This window comes from Lentibacillus sp. CBA3610 (genome assembly GCF_013373365.1).
GTDB lineage: Bacteria > Bacillota > Bacilli > Bacillales > Amphibacillaceae > Lentibacillus.
Genome location: NZ_CP035925.1, coordinates 1317739 through 1338541 on the forward strand (window position 1 = coordinate 1317739; position 20803 = coordinate 1338541).

The 20803-nt window shown below is 38.5% G+C and carries 17 protein-coding genes and 4 pseudogenes; 4 read left to right on the forward strand and 17 right to left on the reverse strand.

The window, feature by feature from the left end; all coding sequences use genetic code 11:
- Positions 1-64: 64 nt before the first annotated feature.
- The 4 genes and pseudogenes from Len3610_RS06685 to Len3610_RS06695 all read right to left on the reverse strand — a co-directional run bounded on the left by Len3610_RS06685 (position 65) and on the right by Len3610_RS06695 (position 2756).
- Positions 65-532, reverse strand: a complete 468-nt coding sequence (locus Len3610_RS06685) for a GNAT family N-acetyltransferase (protein ID WP_176447263.1) — start codon at positions 530-532, stop codon at positions 65-67.
- A gap of 121 nt (positions 533-653) precedes the next feature.
- Complete coding sequence (locus Len3610_RS06690; protein ID WP_176447264.1) at positions 654-911, reverse strand: hypothetical protein; 258 nt, start codon at positions 909-911, stop codon at positions 654-656.
- An 801-nt stretch (positions 912-1712) separates the two neighbouring features.
- Positions 1713-2336, reverse strand: a pseudogene (locus tag Len3610_RS21715) (cadmium resistance transporter).
- 9 nt (positions 2337-2345) lie between these two features.
- Positions 2346-2756, reverse strand: a pseudogene (locus Len3610_RS06695) (ArsR/SmtB family transcription factor).
- Between the two features lie 517 nt (positions 2757-3273).
- Here Len3610_RS06695 and Len3610_RS21720 point away from each other — a divergent pair.
- Together Len3610_RS21720 and Len3610_RS21725 are read left to right on the forward strand one after the other, a co-directional pair.
- Positions 3274-3411: pseudogene (locus Len3610_RS21720) on the forward strand (arsenic resistance protein); the annotation flags it as partial.
- A gap of 88 nt (positions 3412-3499) precedes the next feature.
- A complete protein-coding gene (locus tag Len3610_RS21725) occupies positions 3500-3769 on the forward strand; it encodes a hypothetical protein (RefSeq protein WP_369693682.1) in 270 nt (89 codons plus the stop codon).
- Positions 3770-4358: 589 nt separating this feature from the next.
- Here the strand turns inward: Len3610_RS21725 and Len3610_RS06705 are convergent.
- The 11 genes from Len3610_RS06705 to Len3610_RS06755 form a co-directional block, all read right to left on the reverse strand.
- Positions 4359-4931 (reverse strand): recombinase family protein, encoded by a 573-nt coding sequence (locus Len3610_RS06705; protein WP_176447265.1) that lies wholly within the window; start codon positions 4929-4931, stop codon positions 4359-4361.
- Between the two features lie 205 nt (positions 4932-5136).
- Positions 5137-5397, reverse strand: coding sequence for a hypothetical protein (locus Len3610_RS06710; protein WP_176447266.1), 261 nt, complete (start codon positions 5395-5397; stop codon positions 5137-5139).
- Between the two features lie 297 nt (positions 5398-5694).
- A complete protein-coding gene (locus Len3610_RS06715) occupies positions 5695-6732 on the reverse strand; it encodes an ABC transporter ATP-binding protein (RefSeq protein WP_176447267.1) in 1038 nt (345 codons plus the stop codon).
- Positions 6729-7988 carry an ABC transporter permease gene (locus Len3610_RS06720; protein ID WP_369693651.1) on the reverse strand — a complete coding sequence of 420 codons (1260 nt, stop codon included), beginning with the start codon at positions 7986-7988 and terminating at the stop codon, positions 6729-6731. Before Len3610_RS06720 ends, Len3610_RS06715 begins: the two co-directional genes overlap by 4 nt.
- Positions 7989-8460: 472 nt before the next feature.
- Positions 8461-9531 carry an ABC transporter substrate-binding protein gene (locus tag Len3610_RS06730; RefSeq protein ID WP_176447270.1) on the reverse strand — a complete coding sequence of 357 codons (1071 nt, stop codon included), beginning with the start codon at positions 9529-9531 and terminating at the stop codon, positions 8461-8463.
- On the reverse strand, positions 9532-9780 hold the full coding sequence (locus Len3610_RS20725; RefSeq protein ID WP_255259819.1) for a SurE domain-containing protein: 249 nt from the start codon (positions 9778-9780) through the stop codon (positions 9532-9534).
- Positions 9728-10318 (reverse strand): 5'/3'-nucleotidase SurE, encoded by a 591-nt coding sequence (gene surE / locus Len3610_RS06735; protein WP_255259820.1) that lies wholly within the window; start codon positions 10316-10318, stop codon positions 9728-9730. Before surE ends, Len3610_RS20725 begins: the two co-directional genes overlap by 53 nt.
- Positions 10315-11109 carry a sugar phosphate isomerase/epimerase family protein gene (locus tag Len3610_RS06740; protein WP_176447271.1) on the reverse strand — a complete coding sequence of 265 codons (795 nt, stop codon included), beginning with the start codon at positions 11107-11109 and terminating at the stop codon, positions 10315-10317. Before Len3610_RS06740 ends, surE begins: the two co-directional genes overlap by 4 nt.
- Entirely contained in the window at positions 11106-11933 is an 828-nt protein-coding gene (locus tag Len3610_RS06745; protein ID WP_176447272.1) for a PHP domain-containing protein, read from the reverse strand. The genes Len3610_RS06740 and Len3610_RS06745 overlap by 4 nt, the downstream gene beginning before the upstream one ends.
- Before the next feature lie 707 nt (positions 11934-12640).
- On the reverse strand, positions 12641-13534 hold the full coding sequence (locus tag Len3610_RS06750; protein WP_176447273.1) for a protein-glutamine gamma-glutamyltransferase: 894 nt from the start codon (positions 13532-13534) through the stop codon (positions 12641-12643).
- Between the two features lie 543 nt (positions 13535-14077).
- Positions 14078-16651, reverse strand: a complete 2574-nt coding sequence (locus Len3610_RS06755; RefSeq protein WP_176447274.1) for a helicase C-terminal domain-containing protein — start codon at positions 16649-16651, stop codon at positions 14078-14080.
- Between the two features lie 193 nt (positions 16652-16844).
- On the opposite strand from Len3610_RS06755, the gene Len3610_RS06760 reads away from it, so the two are divergent.
- A protein-coding gene (locus tag Len3610_RS06760) for an IS3 family transposase (protein ID WP_176447275.1) occupies positions 16845-18073 on the forward strand; the annotation gives its coding sequence in 2 pieces (ribosomal slippage) (positions 16845-17133 and positions 17133-18073; 1230 coding nt in all).
- A gap of 684 nt (positions 18074-18757) precedes the next feature.
- On the opposite strand, the pseudogene Len3610_RS06765 reads toward Len3610_RS06760, so the two are convergent.
- Positions 18758-19400, reverse strand: a pseudogene (locus Len3610_RS06765) (gamma-glutamyltransferase); the annotation flags it as partial.
- A gap of 125 nt (positions 19401-19525) precedes the next feature.
- On the reverse strand, positions 19526-19858 hold the full coding sequence (locus Len3610_RS06770) for a YolD-like family protein (protein WP_176447276.1): 333 nt from the start codon (positions 19856-19858) through the stop codon (positions 19526-19528).
- Positions 19859-20165: 307 nt separating this feature from the next.
- Here Len3610_RS06770 and Len3610_RS20730 point away from each other — a divergent pair, with 307 nt between their 5' ends.
- On the forward strand, positions 20166-20297 hold the full coding sequence (locus Len3610_RS20730) for a hypothetical protein (protein ID WP_255259935.1): 132 nt from the start codon (positions 20166-20168) through the stop codon (positions 20295-20297).
- The last annotated feature ends 506 nt before the right edge of the window (positions 20298-20803 follow it).

Here is a 20803-nt window from a genome sequence, read left to right on the forward strand (position 1 = left end):
TCACGCCAAGTGTATTTCGGAATGGCGCCCTTTAACGAAAGAATCTTTAACATACTATAGCTGTTTACCTTGCGCATTCATACTTCATTTTCAAAAACTCAAAACTACTGCCATTAGTATCTTGCATAAAGGTCTCAACAAATTCAAATCCTGCTTTTTTATAGACCTTTATAGCCCTATCATTAAAAGTGGCAACGGATAGCGTTATTTCCTTAGGGTTATATTTGGATATCGCAAATCTGAGTCCAGCTTTAAAAAAACCCAATCCAAGACCCCTCCCAGTCAATTCAGGCTTCATTCCTAACCCAATATCAACCGAATCACCCTTGTCATTAAAACTAAAGAACCCAATTTCTTCTTCGCCTTCTTTAACAATGTAATGAGAGTCCTCCCGTTTTTTTGGGTCCAAAAATTCAGCTAAATCTTCTTCATCTGCATCAACATCATAAAAAGAATATTCACCTTCATAGTGCCAATTTGAAGCAATATTTTCTGCCTGCTCTTGTGACATTTTACTAAAAATATAATCCATAACGACCCCTCCAATATATCCCTAAAACCTATCTGATCTTCTGGAATAATGTTTCTTATATCCAGTTAAGGCGCTAATGCTTATTCCTGATTAGCGCCCGATTGTTTAAATGCCAGCAACTCTATTTTACTGAATCCACAACTTTTTTTGCATCTACCAAAGACAAACCATATTTCTCTCTTAATGATTTAACGACCTTTACCTCAGTTGAAGTGCTTAATATTTCCTTTGCTTCACTTTTTATATCTTCATATTCCCCAGTTTTCTTTAACAGTCTGTTGTTTTCTCGTTTTAAAGCGTCGTTTTTACGCATTAAACTAAAGCACCAACACGCAAGTGCAATTATAATTAATAATGAGCTAATATCTGACCACGGCATTTTCAAGATCTCCTTTAACCATTGGTTTTGGTCAATGACCTACTTAAATTTTAACATATTCTACTCCCCAAAATGGTTCACTCTCAGGAGAAAAGAACGCAATTCTTATTCCGGAATGGCGCCCTATTACGGAATACCGTTAAGTGTTCGTTTTGCTGATGACTATCTTTCTGTACATACCGTTAAACATTAAAGGTGTATCCTCTTTAATAGATAAAGCCTCTTTGTTTTTCTCATACAATGTCTCAAAGTTCATACCTATGTCAGTACTAATACTTGAATAACGGTCTAACTGCTTTTTTCAAAGGAGAGTTCTTACTTTAGGTGAAATTTATCAAAGATGATATCTCACCATTTGGTTTTTAATACTCTTACTATCTCTTTGATGGCATTTATCTGCATTAGGAATAACTGATAAAACAAGACTTCAATCACTACATCGAAATGATTATCTTTAAAAGCTCATATCTTGAGCGTCCATTTTCAAAACTGTATTTGATGAACTTTTGAATTTAATTTTAGCCTTCTCAGCATTTCGTTAGAGTAGTCTATTCCTGTATATTAAATCACGATGATTTAATTAGTTCCAAATCCGCACCTGTTCCTTACACCAACGATAGTATACTTTGATTTTAATAAACTTTTTCTCCTGAATATCAACTTTCTCGCTTCAAGAATTTCTCGAATTGAAAGTTTATCGTACACTGGAGACCACATTTATATATTATTTCGTTCCAACGATTATTCATTTTTCACCTCCTTTTATCAACTATACTGTTCGATTTCAGAAAAAGACACCTTCTAATTCAAGAATGGCGCCCCGTTAAGCAGGAAATGAGAATAAAGGCCGTTGAATGTGCCATTTCAAACATAATATAATTCCTAGCCCTATAAAAACAATTGGGACAATTCCAACGGTTCATATTCTTCAATTTTCCGATACAAATCTAGGAAAGCTAAAGCGATAGCTGACATAGCATAAACCGCCACATAATTAAAAAGACAATAATAGCAACAATGATTTTCAAACATATTTAACGCCGTAAAGTACGGTATATAATGGAAAATCATCCGCACTGGAGCCAAATACAATAAAAAGTAACCCGTTCAAAAATAATTGATTAAACCTATCTGAGGAAAATAGGACAAAATGTTACTTTCAATCTTCATCCTCTTCCCTTTAAATCCATATTTTTACACCTAAATAAAAGTGGTAAAAGTCCAAAGTAGTCCTACAACCCATTGCTGAGAATTAAATTTGCAACCCCGGGCAACTAAAGACTTACTCCTATAATAATTACAGTCCCTATATATTGTCCCTATCCAAATATGTTTTGGCCTGGCCTTTTTTATTTGCGAAACAAGAATTAAATATAACAAAGTATCAATTCCTGTCGCTACATAAAACCGCAGCAGCTGTAGTATCGTTTGTAATCATTTTTCATCTCCAAAAATATTCTCTGTAGTCATTTTATACTGATTAAACATTACCTCTCCCACTTCCCTATGTGTCAATGCAATCTCATTATCTCCTTGATATGTTCATCATCTAAAGAATAAAATGCAAGTTTGCCTTTTCTTCGGTATTCACAACTCTTGTTTGTGAATTTTCGTAAATGTTGAGAAGCATTTGCAACTGTGATACCTATAATATTTGCTATATCACAACACACATAGCTCTTCATCTTGACATAAAGCATAGGTAATTTTTGCCTCTATTTCATCAGCATAGGCTTTTAGCATTTGAGAAACACTAGAAATATCTACTGTCTGTAAATCCCCTTGTATTCGATTGACCTTTTCTTCGTCATAACAATAAATCTCACAAGTACCTTTCTTATTCATAACATCATCTCATCCTCATTAAATATTTTGCTTGAATAAAGTATAACTCTTTTTTTATTTTCATTCAATTAATTACTTAATGAGAAATAAAAAAAAGAATTGATTTCCAACTCTATAAAAATTCTCAAATATACGAAATGGCTCTAAAAAGGAAAACAGGCGCTACCTTCAAGTTAAGCGCCTGATTAGCTAACACTTAATTGGAAATAAAAGAAATAATTTAATGCATTGTATTATAAATTATTATGTGAGAAAGTAATCATTCACAGCCACCTTTTTAAAGAAAGAGAGATTCATTTATGGGACACTAGATAAACTACAAACCTTTATCATACTATTTGCTGTTGTTTAGGGTCTTTTATTTAGGACAAGCAGACAATAATTGAACAATATGCGGAGACTCTAGTTATTCCGTTTCTGCTCCTAATGCTATGGATATTTTTACGATTCCTTGCAGCAATAAAGAGGCTTTTCAAATATTTAAATTCCTGGGATCCAGCACGATCATTAATTTTATATGGACACAATACTCGCTTGGGATTGGGAGCTATATTCTTATCTTGATTATCCAGCTTTATGGATTGGTTTATCATGCTTATGGTGGACACCTTGTACAGATTGGTATCTCGCGTTCACTGGCATAGCAAAAGGAAATATGTCTCTTTCAACATCAATTTTACCGATTAATTTAATTCTGCAGGTGGTGCTTCTGCCGGTATTATTTACTCCTATTGCTGGAACAATTGAACAAAATAGCCATATCAACGCTTGTAGAGAGTGTATTAATTGTATTGGTTATTCCCTTCGTACTTGCGCACTTTACGCGATTCTTATTAAGAAGAAGAGAGTCTGTTTTAAAGAAGAAAATTATCCCCTTCTTCGCCAATGCTCAAATTTTCTTTTTATCATTGGCCATTATGTCAATGTTTGCTTCCCAAGGTTCTTACTTAATTGAAAACCTAGAAGTCATTTACATTTTAATCATACCAATATTAATGTTTTTTTTTGATTAATTATGTAATAGCACGACATTCTAGAAGCATTATACTTTTTCCTCGCTCATGTTCTTTATCACGTTCTGTCAAAACTTGGTTCCATCTCGTCAATAAATCCAACAGCCGTTTCACGTAAATCAGCCAAGAGCTTTGCTTTATCTTTGATCTCTTTACCTTATGTCCAAGTGGCTAAATAACTCAGTGTATAATCGCTTGTATCAATGTTTTAAAATAAAGATGCTACCGCATAAGCCGTCATTTCAGCTTAAAACTTCTTTTCTTCTGCCGACATAGCTTGGTAATGTTCAATCTTTGGATTATGCATCTTGGCATGTGCCAGTGTATCCAATAATTTTTTAACATTCTGTAGCTCACCATTTCTTGGGTTCCAAATATATGGCTATTATTCTTATCATAAACGCTATGATAGAATATCCCTTTTGCTGTACCGAGTTCTTCAAAAGGATCACCAATTGTGACATTTAGCTTATATCAAGCAATACGTTGGTAGCAGATAAGTTTAATTGGATTTACTCTTTTTCAGTCTCCCTTGCATCAAAAAATGAACAATCTCCTGTACAACACCGGTTGAAATACACTATTAATTTTATTTTAATCTCCTTCTTGCTCTAATTAATGTACTTTTAGAAATCCCCGTCATTTCTTCGACTTCTTTATATGTACGGGAATCCAGTAAGCTTATCGCATGTGCTTTTTGTTTTTTGGAGAATTTCGTTGGCCTTCCCTCTTTGTAATTAGGATTTTGTTTTGCTATTTCTCTGCCTTCCGACGTTCTTTCAATAATTAAATCCCGCTCAAATTGTGCAAATGAACCCAAAACATTAAACAACAATGTTTGCATACTATTATTCTCAGCTCCGGCAACAAATTCAATGTTATCTTTGATAAATGAAATGGACACTTTTTTTGCTTGTAAGTCCTGCACGATATTACTCAGGTCGGTAATGGAACGTGCAAGGCGATCAATTTTGGTTACATATAGTTGGTCACCTTCACCCAATTCGTTGAGCAGCTGATTAAATGCAGGCCTGCTTTTTTTCGTTCCTGTAAATTTGTCCTGGTAAATGTTTTCATCTTCACAACCCTGTTTCTTTAAGAGCGATATTTGAGAATGTAGATCCTGATGGATTGTCGATACGCGCGCATATCCATATTTCATTTAGCTCCCCCTTTTTACTAATAACTTATGACCCTTACTTATGACACCTTTCTAAGCCCGATACTACGCGACTAAGTTTTCGGTGTCAAAACTTCTAAGTTATGACACCATATCATACTTTAAATCCACAGAAGACAAGATTATTAAAGCTTCGAAAAGCATCATTTCATTTTTTGTATAACATAATATAATTGTCGCGCGCCCGTTAGTTGAAGAAACTAAGGAGATCCCTTAAACATAAATCGCCCGGTTGAAGGCTGGATTCCACATCACATGCTGCTTTCCGATCACTGGTTGTTTCCGGATGAACGGATGTATGAAGAAATACGCCCCGGAGCAATTCATATTCGAGTTGTACCTTTACACCAGACGCATGAGCACCGGGATATTCCGGCATTTCATTCGGTAATGAAAAAGAAGTGGCACCCATAATTCGTATACGCGAAAAAAGATGGTCAAGAGCCATTGGAAAGGCAAACTCATATTGCCGACAGACTAGTTTAAAAGGGAACAAATTGCCAGGAAATCATCAGGCTTAATCTTTTTAAGACGTTGGACAAACCCCGTATCTCTTGGCGACTTGACGTAAATATGAAGGTGATAAGGTTTGATAAATAGCTTGAGCAAGTGGTCTAAATTCATGATGCGGCATAAAATCACCCTTCCTTGGAAATTTCTTCAAGGAAGGATAACGTTTGGATTGGGGTATACGAAAATACGTTGCTTAGCTTGACGGCTATGGGGTCTGACACCCTGTCCCCCATCACACGAGGGGCATGATGGCGACTTCTTCGCCAATTTCCATTTTTTTGCTTATTGGCAGGTGTGCGATGATGGTTTGGCCTGCCACATCGACGGAATAATGGTATTCTTTACCCTGGAATTGTCTGGACCTGATCACCCCGGTCATTTGGTCTTGCGTTTGGTTGGTTAATGTTATTTGCTCCGGGCGCAGGGGGTAAAGGTTTTCCTTTTTTATTTCATCGGGAATGCCCCAATCACGCCACGAGACCGCGCTGTTCTCAAGCGTAAATACCGAACTCTGATGCCATGTACCTTTAAAAAGATTGGCTTTGCCGACAAAAGTTGCGACAAATGGGGTTTTCGGGTAATAATAGATTTCTTCCGGCGTGCCAATTTGCTCGATTTTACCTTTATTCATGACGACAATACGATCGGCCATTGCCAGAGCTTCGCCTTGATCATGCGTCACATACACAATCGAAGCTTTTGTTAATTGATGCAGTGCTTGAATCTCACGGCGCATTTCCATACGCAGTTCAGCATCCAAGTTGCTCAGTGGTTCATCCATGAGCAGCAATTTCGGTTCCGGTGCGATGGCACGTGCCAGTGAAACACGCTGTTTTTGACCGCCTGACAATTCATTAGGCATGCGATCTGAAAAATCCTCCAATTCAACAATCCTTAACACTTCATTGACGCGGTCCGCCATCTTCCCTTTTAATGCCCGATCAACAAAATGGTGGTGCCGCAGGGGGAATTGAATATGTTCGCGTACATTCATATGCGGCCACAAAGCAAATGACTGAAACACCATGCTGACATTGCGCTGTTCAGGCGGGACGACCATTTTATTGTTCGCCACTTCTGAGTCATCCAGCAAAATCGCACCATCCGTCAATGATTCAAAGCCTGCCAGAAGACGAAGCAAAGTTGTTTTGCCGCAGCCGGACGGCCCGAGGATAGCTAGAAATTCCCCGTCTTGAATGTTTAAATCAACATCATACAAGGCCTGAACGTCACCAAACTTTTTGTTGACATGCTTGACAGCTGTACTCATTTCTTTTTTGCCACCTTCCTGTTCCAAACATTCTGTACCAAATATAAAAGACCATAACCGCACATAATCATCACTACAATCACGCTCGAAAATGCCGTGGCGTTCAAGGTATAGCCTGATTGCTGAAAACTTAAAATGGAAACACCGATCGTTTCAGACGTCGATGAATACAACAGAGCGGACACTGTCAGCTCGGTTAGTGCAGTAAGAAAGACCAAAAGACCGCCGCCCAGGATGCCGGGTGTGATTAATGGAATAATGATCGTCTTCCACTTTCCGAAGCCATTCGAACCACTTACCCGCGCCGCTTCTTCCACGCTGACATTCAATTGCTGAAATGCGGTCATACTGCTTCGAACCTGCAAAATGAGAAACCGCGTGACATAAGCGATATACAAGATCATCGCCGAGCCGTAAATGCCGGGATTCCATCCGGGGATCGGCTCCATCCATGCAAAAATCATTGCCAGTGCCAACACCGTCCCGGGCAAAGCATACGGAATGGTGATCGCACTTTCAGCAATTTTACTTGCTGCATCCGCCTTGCGAACCCGAATATAAGCAAATATTGTCCCCGCAATAATGCCAACAATTGTTGTAACACCAGCCAGTTTAATACTTGTTAAAATAGAAGCAACGGTTGATTGACTGGTCAATATGTATTGATAGTTTTCCAACGAAAGATTTTCAAAGCTAAAATCAAGCCCGTACGCTTTTAAAAACGATGTCATGACCATCGATAGCAACGGCAGAATACTCGTCACAGCAAAAAACAGCCAAATGCCGATTTCAACATACTTCCGCTTTTTGCCTAAGAAATACCGTGGCGTATAATCGAGTTTCGTCGTTTCCATACGCTTTGACTTGCGCAAAATCAGCCATTGCAAGCCGACCCCGATAATAGCAATAACCCCAAGGATGACCGATAATACAGCAGCGTGATTAAATGCTGACGTTCCAAACCCGATAATTTGCTGATAAATATAGGTTGATAACACCGAAATATCGGCAGGTGTGCCAAGAAACGCCGGTATCCCAAAATTATCAAGGCTTCCTAAAAAAGCAATAAACGAGCCGCCAACAATACCAGGCAACGCCATAGGCAGAACAATCCTGGTAAACGACCGCCATCTCGAAGCACCGGAAATTTGCGCGGCTGATTCCATTTCCCGCGGGATCTTACGAAAGACGTTAACCGTAAATAAATAGACCAGTGGAAAATGGCTGATTCCCATGACAAATATAATACCCGACATACTGTACAAATCCCACGATGGTACATTATCCGAAACGATACTAGCACGTCCATCAGCAAGCCTGTCGGACCGAAGAATTGCACCCAGGCGAGTGATGTAATGTAAGATGGAATAATAAAGGGCAGAAAGACAAATAATTGAATAAGATGTTTCATACGAATATCTGTGTAGGCAACTACCCACGCAAAAAGTGTTCCCAGCAATGACGCAATCATCGTTGATCCTGCCATGGCAATGAGTGTGTTTTTCAGCACATCCCACGTCCGCGGATCCTGCAGAATCTCCTGATAATAGCCGAGTGTCACACCGTCACTGCTCATAAAACTCATAACCACTAAGCGTACAATCGGAATGATAAAGAAAATCGTCACTAAACCGAGACCGATCACCTGAAAAAATGAAGGGGAAAATGCACCGTGACGCATTTTCCCTTGTGTCAACACATTCCGCATCAAAACCATCACCCTATCCGTTATTCAGAAAACAATTGATCAAATTCTTCTTTATCCGCTTCACGATTTTGATACAATTCTTCGATTGGCGCCGTCAGCACATCGATTTCATCGAAAGTCTTCAGCCCTTCAGGTGCTTCGACCCCTTCACGAATCGGTGTATAACCGATTTCCGACTGCATTTTCTGTCCTTCTTCGGATAACACAAAGTCAACAAACGCTTTAGCCGCCTTTTCCTGATCGGTATCTGCCATGATGCCAATTGGTTCGGTGATGACCGGAACACCTTCGTCCGGATAAACCAATTCAACCGGAGAACCATCATTTGCCGCACGGGCAGCAAGATAGTCAACCACCATGCCATAAGTTTTTTGACCTGAGGCTACATTCTCCATTACAGCACCGTTGCCATCGGTTACCATTGGATTGTTCGCTTTTATGTCCTCGTAAAATTCCCAGCCAAACGCGTCATTCCGGGTCAGTACACTCAGATTATAAGCCGCTGCACCGGAATAAAGCGGGCTTGGCATGACAACCTGATCAGCTGCTTCGTCTGACGTTAAAACCTGCCATGATGACGGCATTTCATCCACATTTTCCGTATTTACTACTAATCCGGTCGACATGATTTTAGTCCCTGTATACGTACCATCTGAATCAATGAACTCATCCGGAATCGCGTCTGTTTCAGGTGATGAATACGACATCAGCATTTCTTGTTCTTTTAACCCTTCAAATGTTACTTCGTCAGCAACTAACAGAACGTCTGCCTGAACATCTCCCGCTTGTTTTTCCGCATTGATTTTACTCATCACTTCCTCTGTACCTGAGCGGAAAATGTTCACCTGAACCTCCGGATATGCCTCGTTGAACGCCGACACTAACTGTTCTGCGTCAGCATCAGGCTGTGAGGTGTAAAATTCCAGCTCCCCAGTCACTTCGGCGTCCGACTCAGCGTTTTCCCCTTCACTGCTTGTTTCCTCTGAGCTTTCCTCAGCTGTTGCAGATTCGTTCTCGTCTGATGCGTCAGTTCCGCACGCTGCAAGAATAAGCATGAACAGCATGAACATAGCGACTAATACTTTTTTCATTTAGTACTCCTCCTCAGTTGTTGCGTATTGTTTAAACCAGCGGCTGATTGTGTCGATTTTCCGTTTCTGCGTATGGTTCAATTCAATCGGTGAAATGGTGACATAGCCTTCTTTCAGCAGATGATAATCTGTTCCTTCATTAATTTCCAGATCATGATAGCTGTCTTTCAGCCAGTAATACGCTTGGCCATGCGGATCATTTAATCCGGTGAAATTGTAACGTGATAACTGACAAATCCATTGGCACAACCCGTACTCCTTTACAAAGTTCCTTTGACGTATAAGGCAAATTAACATTGAGCATCATATTGCCGGGAATTTTATTTTGTAAGATCACCTCCAATACTTGGTAAAACAATTGTTTCACCACACTAAATTTAACTTTTTGATGGTGGAAAGCTTCCAGTGATACAGCCACTGAAGGCACGCTATAAAGCATCGCTTCCTGGGCCGCTGCAATCGTAGCTGAATAGTAAACATCCCTCCCCACATTCGGACCGATATTTATGCCGGTAAATACAATATCCGGCTTTTCCTGTAATAGCACTTCCATACTGAGCTTGACGCAATCAGCCGGCGAACCATTGACAGCATAGGCTTGGGCAAATGATGACAGCGTCACTTCTTTCAGTTTCAACGGCTGCCGGAGTGTAATTTTATGGCTGTAGGCGCTTTTTTCGGTTTCAGGGCATACAATAATCACCTCGCCAAAATGTGACAGCAAATCCGCCAGTGCTTCAACACCCGGTGCAAAAATACCATCATCATTTGTAACTAAAATTTTCAATCGTGCTCACCTCCTTCAAGCCATTTTTCACGCTGCAAGAATTGAATATGTTTCCTCAGAAAAGGTAGCGCTTCACTCGTATCCAATCCCTCAAGCACGACCGGCAAGCCGGATTCCGCCAGACGCTGCTGTATTCTTCCCAGATCAATTGAGCCTTCACCCAACGGAAGATGATAGTGTTCCGCACTCGAATCGCTTAAATGAATGCTGTTGACATCCGTTATTTGCTCAAGATAATCCAGCGCATCGTCGACCAGCGGCACATGTGCAATATCGAGTGTAACGTGCAGACCGCCACGGAGTTTTTGCTTGAATTCAGCCATTTTATCCGGAGTCGTCAGAATCTCTTTTGGCAGAGGTTCCATTAATTCCATTGACAAGGTAACGTCTTTTTCAGATGCATAGGCCATTAATTTTTGCGTATTGCTGATCAGAGCCTGTTCATGTGCCTCCGGAAAAAATGTTTTTACCGAGTATTTGCCGGGATGAAATGTCATATGACGCGCATTCACCCGGGATGCCAAATCAATCGATTTATAGAGTTCGTTCAGCGATTGTTCCTGAACCCCTTCATTTATTGAGCAAATATTCAAATCCCAGCTGGAAGCATGCAGCGACAAAGTAAGGTTTGCCTGCTCAGCACAATCACGAACGGCTTCAGGGTGAGCGTCATGATCATACATATGCTCCGCCCACATTTCTACCCCCTGAAAACCGTACAATGCCGCAATCTTAATAACGTCCTTCGGGTGATAATGCCAGCATAACGAAGAAGCGATAAATAGTTTCATAGACTTGCATCAACTCGATTCAGCCAGTGTCTTTTAGATTGGTCATCCAATTGCACGCTGCCAATCGGATAGGGGTTACGCGAATCAGGGCCGTGATGATCAGACCCTCCCGAAGCGAACAAATCATGTTCCGTCACGAACGCCCGCCAATAACGCTCTGTTTCCTCGGTATGTTTCGAATGATAGACTTCCACACCATCCAATCCATAAGTGAGGAGTCGTTCAGCATCCACAGGGAATCGATAGGCGCCCGGATGAGCTAGATACGCTTCACCGCCGCTAATATGAATCAATTTAATCGCATCCCGGGCGGAAAATGGTGCACGCGGTACAAACCCTGGCGTACCTTTTACGAGCATTCGGTGATAAGCATCGTGGGCGGTTGAAAAATAATTTTTCTCCACAAGCGCTTCGGCAATATGTGTCCGGACTAAAATGTCACCAGGTGCATGCTGCATCGCGTCGTCAAGCGTAATTTCATAATTGAATGCCTTCAGCTGGTCAATTATCTTTTGAGCCCAGCTTCGGCGCTCGTCTTTTCGCCAAGCAATGTGAGCCGTCATATCCGGATGATCCGGGTCGAAGAAAAATCCAAGGATGTGCAGCTCGCCGTCCGCTCCATCCGTGTTCAGTTCAATCCCCGGTATGAGCCGAATACCAGCTTGTTGCGCAGGGGCTAAGGCTTGTTTATAGGCCCCCACTTCATCATGGTCGGTAAACGCAACTAATTGGCATTCCTGTTTTGCGGCCTCCTTTATAATTTCCTCCGGTGTTAAATGGCCATCTGAAAATGTCGAATGAACATGCAATTCCGTTTTGGGCATACAAACAACCTTTCATCATCTTTATTGTTAACTCAACTTCATTGTAAAGGCCGAACATGAAGTGAGTTTAAATTGAGCATTAAGAGATTTAAGTGTTTTAGTAAATAAACCTTAATATTCAGCTTCGTGGTCCATAAATTAAAAATCACCCTTCCAAGGCACGGGTTAAGGGCTTTGAACCGACAATCTAAGCTTGCGGAATGTAAATGTGATATGTATTATTTACACTTCGTTAATTTTTTAAGGCCTTTAAACCTTCTATTGTGAAGCCAGTGTAAAATTCTCTCGTTTCTAGAAACACAAAAAAAGCCGCTGTTATAATACTAAGTAGTTCACTTACGGTGGAGAAAATCTAATATATCAATACAATTAGCAAATGAAATAGCATCGTTTTCAGAACTTTATTAGCAGATTAATTAACAATCAAATTGTCACATCATAAGACATTATTTTGTGAAAGCCTTTGAAAATAAAATAAAACAGCTCAGTTTATATTTAACTGAGCTGTTTCTTTAATTATTTACATTTGATTTTTTAAGCAATCGCGCCCGATTATTGAGCTATTAGAATCCACTTTTTTCGGAATGGTCTTGAATGTTTGGCTATACAGCTAAAGTTTGTACGGACGTGATTTATTTTGTATTCTGGCTTAATTGGACTCAAAAAACAGGGAAAGTTTTGCCTTTCTCAGTCCCCAATAACGCCAATCAATCCAATGTATAATTGATTGTTATCTTAACATTATCCATACTCCACAGGCTGACTAAGATACAGTAATAATAGTACGAAATAGATGATTGGTTATGATGGTAGTTAGTATCATATAATACTACCCGATTTACAGACATTCTTTCAGACAGATGGTTCCTTTGTTTTAGCTCGCTCCAATGGTCGAAAGAGGGCCGTACTATTTTATCAAGTATATAAGCATCTTCTTTATCCGATTCACCCAAAGTGTTTAGTTTCTCGATCATTTCTTTTGCGCTAAGTACTCCCATCCCATGACCATAATAAAGACCATCCCCAAGGTAAACAGAATTCTCCCCTTGCCATTGAGGTTTAATATTGTCAGGGTTATCAAAATAAACGACATCACCTGGAATTGGATCAGTTTCCGTAACGATTTTCAAGACAAGATCAGAATCTGTAAACCAGCTATACAAATATAAATCCTTAAAATAATTATTAAACGTTTCAGCTCCTAGGTATCGAAGCAAGACATAGTAGTATACAACCGTCATAGCTGTTGCACATTCAAACGCGTATTCATCGCCATTCTTAAAAATATCGGAAATTGCAGCTGAAGGTTTGACCCCTTTCCTTAAACGAATACCACCTTGTGCCGTGACAGTCCAATACCTATCATTAGCCTTTGTGTTTTTAAAGGTGGCAAAGCTTGCATTGCTGGTGTTTAGCTTTTTGGCTGCGTCAATAATGTGCTCCCTTATAAGAATGGTGCTCTCCAAGTCCTGTAAGGTTAAATATCTGTATACTGTTGAGTTTTTGTCTAGCTCTTTTAAAATATGTCTACCTTTATTTGAAACAGAGATTTTATCAATCAATTCACCCCAATGAAAGGTCGTACCCGAAACTTTAATCATTTTTGTACACACCTCTCCTGAAAAGTCATCATAATAGTGTATACAATCAAAAGAAATATTGTGATACCTTCTAGTATAATCCATCTATTCTGAGAACTAAGGTGAAATTGTATGAATAACCTGCCGCAGTGCCAAGATTCATGTGGGGCATATTGCTAGGGTCTGGACACACTTTAATTTTTTACCAGCCACTTCCCACTGTAAATCCTTAAAAACCGACAAAGGATCAAACTGGGTATCTTCTCCATGTAGTCCATTTTGAAAAAAGCAGGATGACAAGAATAACCCAAAATCAATTCCTTACCTAAATGTTAACACATATTATTTTGACGTTAACAATAATATTGATCTAATCGCTGCTTCACTTGAATATGGATAGAGCGTTACCGTTGTTCCAGTAATGCGCCCGTTTATGGAATTTAAAAAGATTAATCTAAAGTAAAAAGTAATGCGTTCGTTTACGCACTACTTTTTTTCATGTACATTTATTAGTTAGGCATTGTGTATTATATTGTATATATTAAAATTATTTATCTAAACATTTTAATCCACTAGCTGAGCCAATTCTTTTCTAGTAAAATTATCTAAGATGTGTTCGGGTGTTAAATGTTTCTCATAAAGGCTACTTATGAGTAACTTTCTTAAATTTGATTTAACTCCGTATTTTAACTCATTTAATCCACTACGAAGTATGCCCTCTAAATTAGTAGCTAATTCTATAATGTCTTCTGTACTAACTAAGTAAATACCTTCTGCAGCATGTTGTGATGTATCCTTGATCTTATATTTAGGACATACCATAACAAGTGTAACCTTTTCTTCATTCTCCAAATTATATTCCTCTTTCACCCATTTCTTATGCACAAACACTTGTCTTATGTCATCTAGTGGAATATAGGTATCTTCGTCTTCTATATTTGTCTTAGCTTCTAAAGATATCCATATGTTATTAATGTTCCACACTCCATCTGGTACTCCTTCTTCATTAGGAGGTTTTTCTGCATAAAAACCTAGTATAGTACCTAAAGATTTAAGTGCAGGTTCATAAAATTGAGCTTCTTTGCTTCGCAATCCATCTATTATCTTTGCCCAATCTTTGTCAAATTTTTTCTCCCTATCACCAAATGATTTTAAGTAATTACTTATTCGCTCAATTTGAAGCTCTAAATCCTCTGAGTAAATCTCATCCTGAATTTCATCACTGAAATTTATATCCCTTTTGTCTAGCCATACTTTATTATCAGATGCATTTAAGCTTTTGGTTAGATATTTTCTTGTCTTATCTTCATCACGTTGTAGTGTAGATACACATGCTATAAGGTAATTCCACCATGCTCTATAACCTTTTAAAGTTTCATTTCTCCCTAGTTTTGTAAGTGTTTCATTAGCAGAAATGTGAGCTTTTGAAAAATCTTCATTCCACAAGTTATATATAAATTCAATCTCATGATTAGTAGAATTATATAATTGGACAGCATTTTCATTCGAAGAATCCATTTGTTTTTCTTCCATCAGCTTACTTTCTTGTTTTTCAAGGTAATTTTCAACCTTTTTCCAATCCGTTTCATTATTAAATTCTTCTATTGAAGTATGCCATGATTCAATATCTTTAATAAAATCAATCTGATTAAAACCGAGATTCATTTCAGCGTGAACATCAGCAGGTAGCAGGTTTATAAATTCATCTTTATACAAGTAATCGCCTACGTATTTTCCGGTGAATAAAACTACCGAAGAGTCATTCTTACTTCTAGTGCATCTACCTAAACCTTGTATAATCCTTGTGGATAATTTACTATTTAATAGTTCCGTGGCATTAAGTCGGTCCTGAAGAAATTTTTCTTCAATACTAATAGCAACAGGTAAGTCATGAATGATTTCTAATTTACATTCATCTCCTTTTAAATCAATGCCTTCATATCTACCCGTCAAAGCTAATATTGCGTTATCTTCATCGGTAAACTTAGTTAAATCATCTTCAATATCACTATTCTCAAAAAGAGTAAATTCAGGTAACAATTTTTCTTTTGTCTCTTTTACTTTTCTCATGCTTTTTTTTGAGGGAGTCAATATAAGAGCTCTGTTGCTTTTAATAGCAGTTTCTTTTACTACTCTTTCCAATTCCTCTCCCTCAAAATGATCTTCGGGAAACATTATGAGTCTTCTGCCAGATACTTTATTGGAATGATTGGAAAATTTATTAATGTAATGAATACCCTGAACACCAAACATTCTTTCCAGTTCTCCAGATTTACCAATAGTTGCTGACATATATATTCTTTCTTGAGGATTAACAAATGCTTGATGTACTTTATTTGGTGGTATTATAGGTTTAATAACTATATTTGAATGATTAACGAATATTTGGCATGAATGCAAACTGTTTCTGATTCTACTCCATGGATAATAAAGCTTGGTATCATCGGTGCGTGAATCTAACAAACTTCTAATAGAATCTGATTTCTTATACCATTGTGGAAAAGAAACAATATCTACTCCATCAGTCATAGGGTCATATGTACCGTGTATTAGTTTGTCATACACATTAGGTGAGAGACTATCTCCTAATGTTGAAACAAGAGCTTCAAAAATATCACTATATTCATGCCTATTAATATCAACTGACCAAAAATCATTTATTGCATACTCAGTTGCATGTGCATCATCAAAAATTATTAAATTTGAGTCATTAAACTTTGGATTAATATTGAATATATGCCCATAAGTTGTCACACATATTGCTTCTGATCTCTGGTACTTACCCAAATCAATTTGTGAGAAGTTTTCTCCCTTTCCAGTTAAAAGGACAGAAGAAATACCATATAAATCAAGTAATTGGTGAGTTTGATTAGCTAATTGCCTAGTAGCACATGCATAGATTACCCTCCAGTTATTATTTATTCGATTGTATTCAGATATTAGTCCGCCAACAAGAGTCTTACCATGTCCAGCTGGCATTTCAATTGCAAAGTCTGTTTTATTATCTCTATTAAGTTCATATTCTTTTAAAGATTCACCTTGTTCATGAGAAAGTCTTTCCAGTTTGCCTAACTTATTAAATAAATCGATTGTATCATTATACTTACTTTCATCTTCATCAGGTATAAAAAACGGCACAGGATGTACCCCCTTCTTTTTAGATTCAAGCGCATTATAACATTATATAGCTCTATAAATACATTTTTACCACTGTGGTCATATCCAAAACTAGGCAACGATTAATAGACCAGATCCCTCATAAGCCCCTAAATGAACTTGGACAATAAGAGTGTTATTTACTATACTGCTTATGTACCAAGGAGGAAGCTTCATGAAACGAACAAGATATTCAGATGAATTTAAAAGACAGGCTGTTAAGGAAGCCATGGAAACAGGGAAACCATCCGTTGTCGCCCGCCGTTATGACTTAAATGCGAATATGGTTGGGCGCTGGGTTCGCGAATACAAAAACGGTAAATTTGGTGATGCAGATGTCGCATCAGTACCCGATCTTGATACAAAAGAGCTATCTAATGAAAATGATCAGTTAAAGCAGCTATTAGGCGAAAAAGACCTTGAAATTGCAGTATTGCGAGATCTTATAAAAAAGAAAAACCCTCACTTGCTGAAAAAATTGAAGTAGCCGATAAATGGATCGGGAAAGGCTATACAACGACGTTAGTATTAAAAATCGTCGACATACCTCGTTCCACCTATTACCATCGTAAATACTACCGGGTGGAAGAGAAAAAAGTAAGTGAGGGACGCCCGGCACCAGGCTACTCAACCTATGAAAACGGGGAAAAAGTTCCCGACGAACAAATAAAAGAGTTTTTATTAGAGCTTATAGCCGGCGAATACAGTAATTTCGGCTATCGTAAACTGGCTAAAATGCTCCGGCGTCTTTACAAGCTTCAAATCAATAAAAAGAAGGTGTATCGTCTATGTAAAGAACTAGGTATTCTACGCCCACAGAGAAGGAGACGGATCAAACATCCAAGGAAATTGGCACGAAATCGTGTTATCACAGCATCCAATCAGCTTTGGGAGGCTGATATCAAATATGGCTATATTCAAGGAAAAGACCGGTTTTTCTTCATCTGTTCGCTTATTGATATCTATGACAGGTCTATTATTGACTACCATGTTGGCCTTGAATGCACAGCAGAAAATGTTGTGCAGGCACTAAACAGAGCACTGTTGAAAAGGCAACAATTTGAACACCAGGCAAAGCCTGTGATTCGAACGGATAACGGTCCACAGTTTATTTCGACTACGTTTGAGAAGTCCTGTGAGGCCTATGAGATGGAACATGAAAGGATTCCACCTAAAACACCAAATATGAATGCTCATATCGAGTCATTTCATCGCATTCTGGAAGATGACTGTCTCTCAGGCTGTGAGTTTGAAACATATGGAGAAGCATACAAGGCCATTATTGACTTTATGGATTTTTATAACAATCGACGCATTCATTCAAGTATTCTGGATTTGGCTCCAAAAGAATTTTATGAACTGCAAAAAGGTGGCAAGACTGGCATCAAAGACATTCGGGTTTAACCCCCTTCATTTTTTCTTTGTTTTGTCCCTGCCTTGAAATCAGCCAATTCTGGAATGGAATCAAGGGCTGAGCGTAAGCGAAGGGCAAAGCCTTTACCCTTGATGGAATGGAAGCATTGGCTATCATATTGAAAGGGACAAAAGAAGGAGTTAATCTATGAAAAATCGAGAAATTTTGAGTCTGAGCTAGTTTAAGAGTGTAATTGTCCAAATTTCAGGGGTTAATCCGATTTAAAGCCTAATTCCCCCTTCTTTTGTAAGAGAAATTAGGCTTGTGAATTATATACAATCGCATCTTTATATGCGATATTAGCGCTAATCTTTATTAGGGAAAAGCGCCCGATTTCGGTAGAATCCTTACGTTGGTTTTTGTTCTTTTTTATTGCTTTAAAGTTGAGGTATATACCATATCCTCCAGCTAAAATTAAAAACCCATTCACCATACGAAGTATTGTTAAACAATCTGGCCCGATTGACGCATAAAGTAAATTGAGTATTCGAATTAAGAAATACTCTAAGTTTGTGGTTAAATATTGTACATGCTAAAACAACAATAGTATTAAAAATTATTATGAGCGATCTGAGCAATGCTTTTGTCATTAAGAATTCTTAAAACATTCACACTAGAACCAGAATACTGAACCTTAATAAGGTTAGTGGTATGGGGGTTGTATAAGCACTGATTCACCAGCAAGCAACCCCGCCGTCAGTACGTGTTTCAGTTCCTGCAACCAAAACGTCAGTATCAGGATTACGCCATATTATCTGACCTCTTCCAAAACTGTTGGGCTCGAGTTGAATCGTTACGTCATGTCCTTTTTCAGAGAGCCCCTGAGCGAGATGGTGCGGAAGGCGGTTCTCAACCTCTATCTTTTTATCTTTTAACCACTGCCATCTTGGTGCATCCAAGGCAGCTTGCGGTGTTAAACCAAAATCAATGGTATTCATCAGAACTTGAACATGTCCCTGCGGTTGCATAAATCCCCCCATCACACCAAAAGGGCCAACAGCTTGGTTTCCTTGTGTAATGAACCCCGGTATGATTGTGTGATAACTCCGCTTCCCGCCAGCCAAAGCGTTCACATGTGCCGGATTCATAGAGAAATTATGGCCACGGTTCTGAAGGGCAATCCCGGTCCCCGGAACAACAAGGCCGGATCCAAATCCCATATAATTACTTTGAATCAATGACACCATATTTCCTTCATTATCAGCAGCAGCTAAATAAACCGTGCCGCCGGGAGATGGTTCACCTGCTTCTGGTGTTCCCCGCCATGTCCACTATTAGTTGTTTCTTTTTTGCATATTGCTCACTCAGAAGTCTTTCGTTGTATACTCAATAATATTTTTCATCGTTAATGTGCTTTTGCCCATCAGCAAATGCCATTTTTAATATCTTCAATTTGTTTATGGTATGTATCTGTAGATACTTTTTGAAATATTGAGTCTGCATTAGTCAATCACAACCTCCACAACATCTTCAAGGGAAACTGCCGTATTTCCCTCATCGTCAAATTGTAAAGTACGTGTTAACGGTTCAATCACCAATAACTTGGCCTTTAATTTTTGAGAATCTTGTATGCTCTGATTGAAATATTCAACCTCGACTGTAAGATCATTTTGTAAAGCAAGTTGTAACTTGGCATTAAGCTCAAACTGTTTTTGCTCATCCAGAATTGGTTTCTTTTGAGAGTCTTGTTCCTCCCCCATTTGCTGCATCAATTCTTCTTCATGCATAATCCTCGCAGACCATTTTTTAGTTTCTTTGTCATTAACTTCGCTCATCACCAAACCTCCAAACGCAAACATTTGTTCGTATTTTATCACAAAAAAATATCCCGCTCAATATGGACTTGATCAGTCAATTTCTAACTATAACTGTTCGAACCAAGTATACACACTAACTTGACACATAAAAATTTAAACGTTTTTATTTTGCGCCACCTTTTTCAACCTCCATAATTTCGATTATAGGGATAGGAGGTGAATAAATATCATTAGAAAAGGATAATTGACGGGCACAATCGTTGGATCGGATCAGTTTAGGGATATATAGAACATTTGGAAAGCGATTATACTGGGGAGTTCACTGATGCAGGCATGTCCGGAGAAAAAGATATATTTTGAGCCAATGTTTGAATCGATTTTAAAAGATGAAATGAACCATCACATAAGTTATGAATCCAATAATAAAGTCGAAAAGGAAACCCTAACCTACACCTGAACTTACGTCTAATACTTCTGAAACTGAACACGTTCACGATAACTGTGGTTTCAATTGCAAAAGAGACGTTGGTGTATTGGAAAATGCATTATGGAGAGAAAAATTAACAAAAAAAAAGTGTTTGTAAACAGTTTAAAAAACTTCCACGATAACACTCTTTGAATATATTAATTGTAAATTTGCTCGCAAAAGTTGACGTTGTCCTTATAAAGGTAAAGGAACGTATGAGGCACGACGACCTACAAATTACATTAAAAACTAAACTCCTGTAAACAGAAAAAGGATATTTCCGCAAAAGTCAACCACTCTACGAAAATGTCCATTTTAGTTAATTAGTTAATCCTTGTGACATTTAAGATTTTGCACAAGGGATACACCCTGAGATAAAGGGTTGAGAGCATACTTGCATTATGCCGCCCCTATGGAACTTGTGGACCCATTGGTAATCAAGGTGCTACCATCCTGAAGTCTGACTCGTAGAACTTATCACCAAAGAAATATTGTTC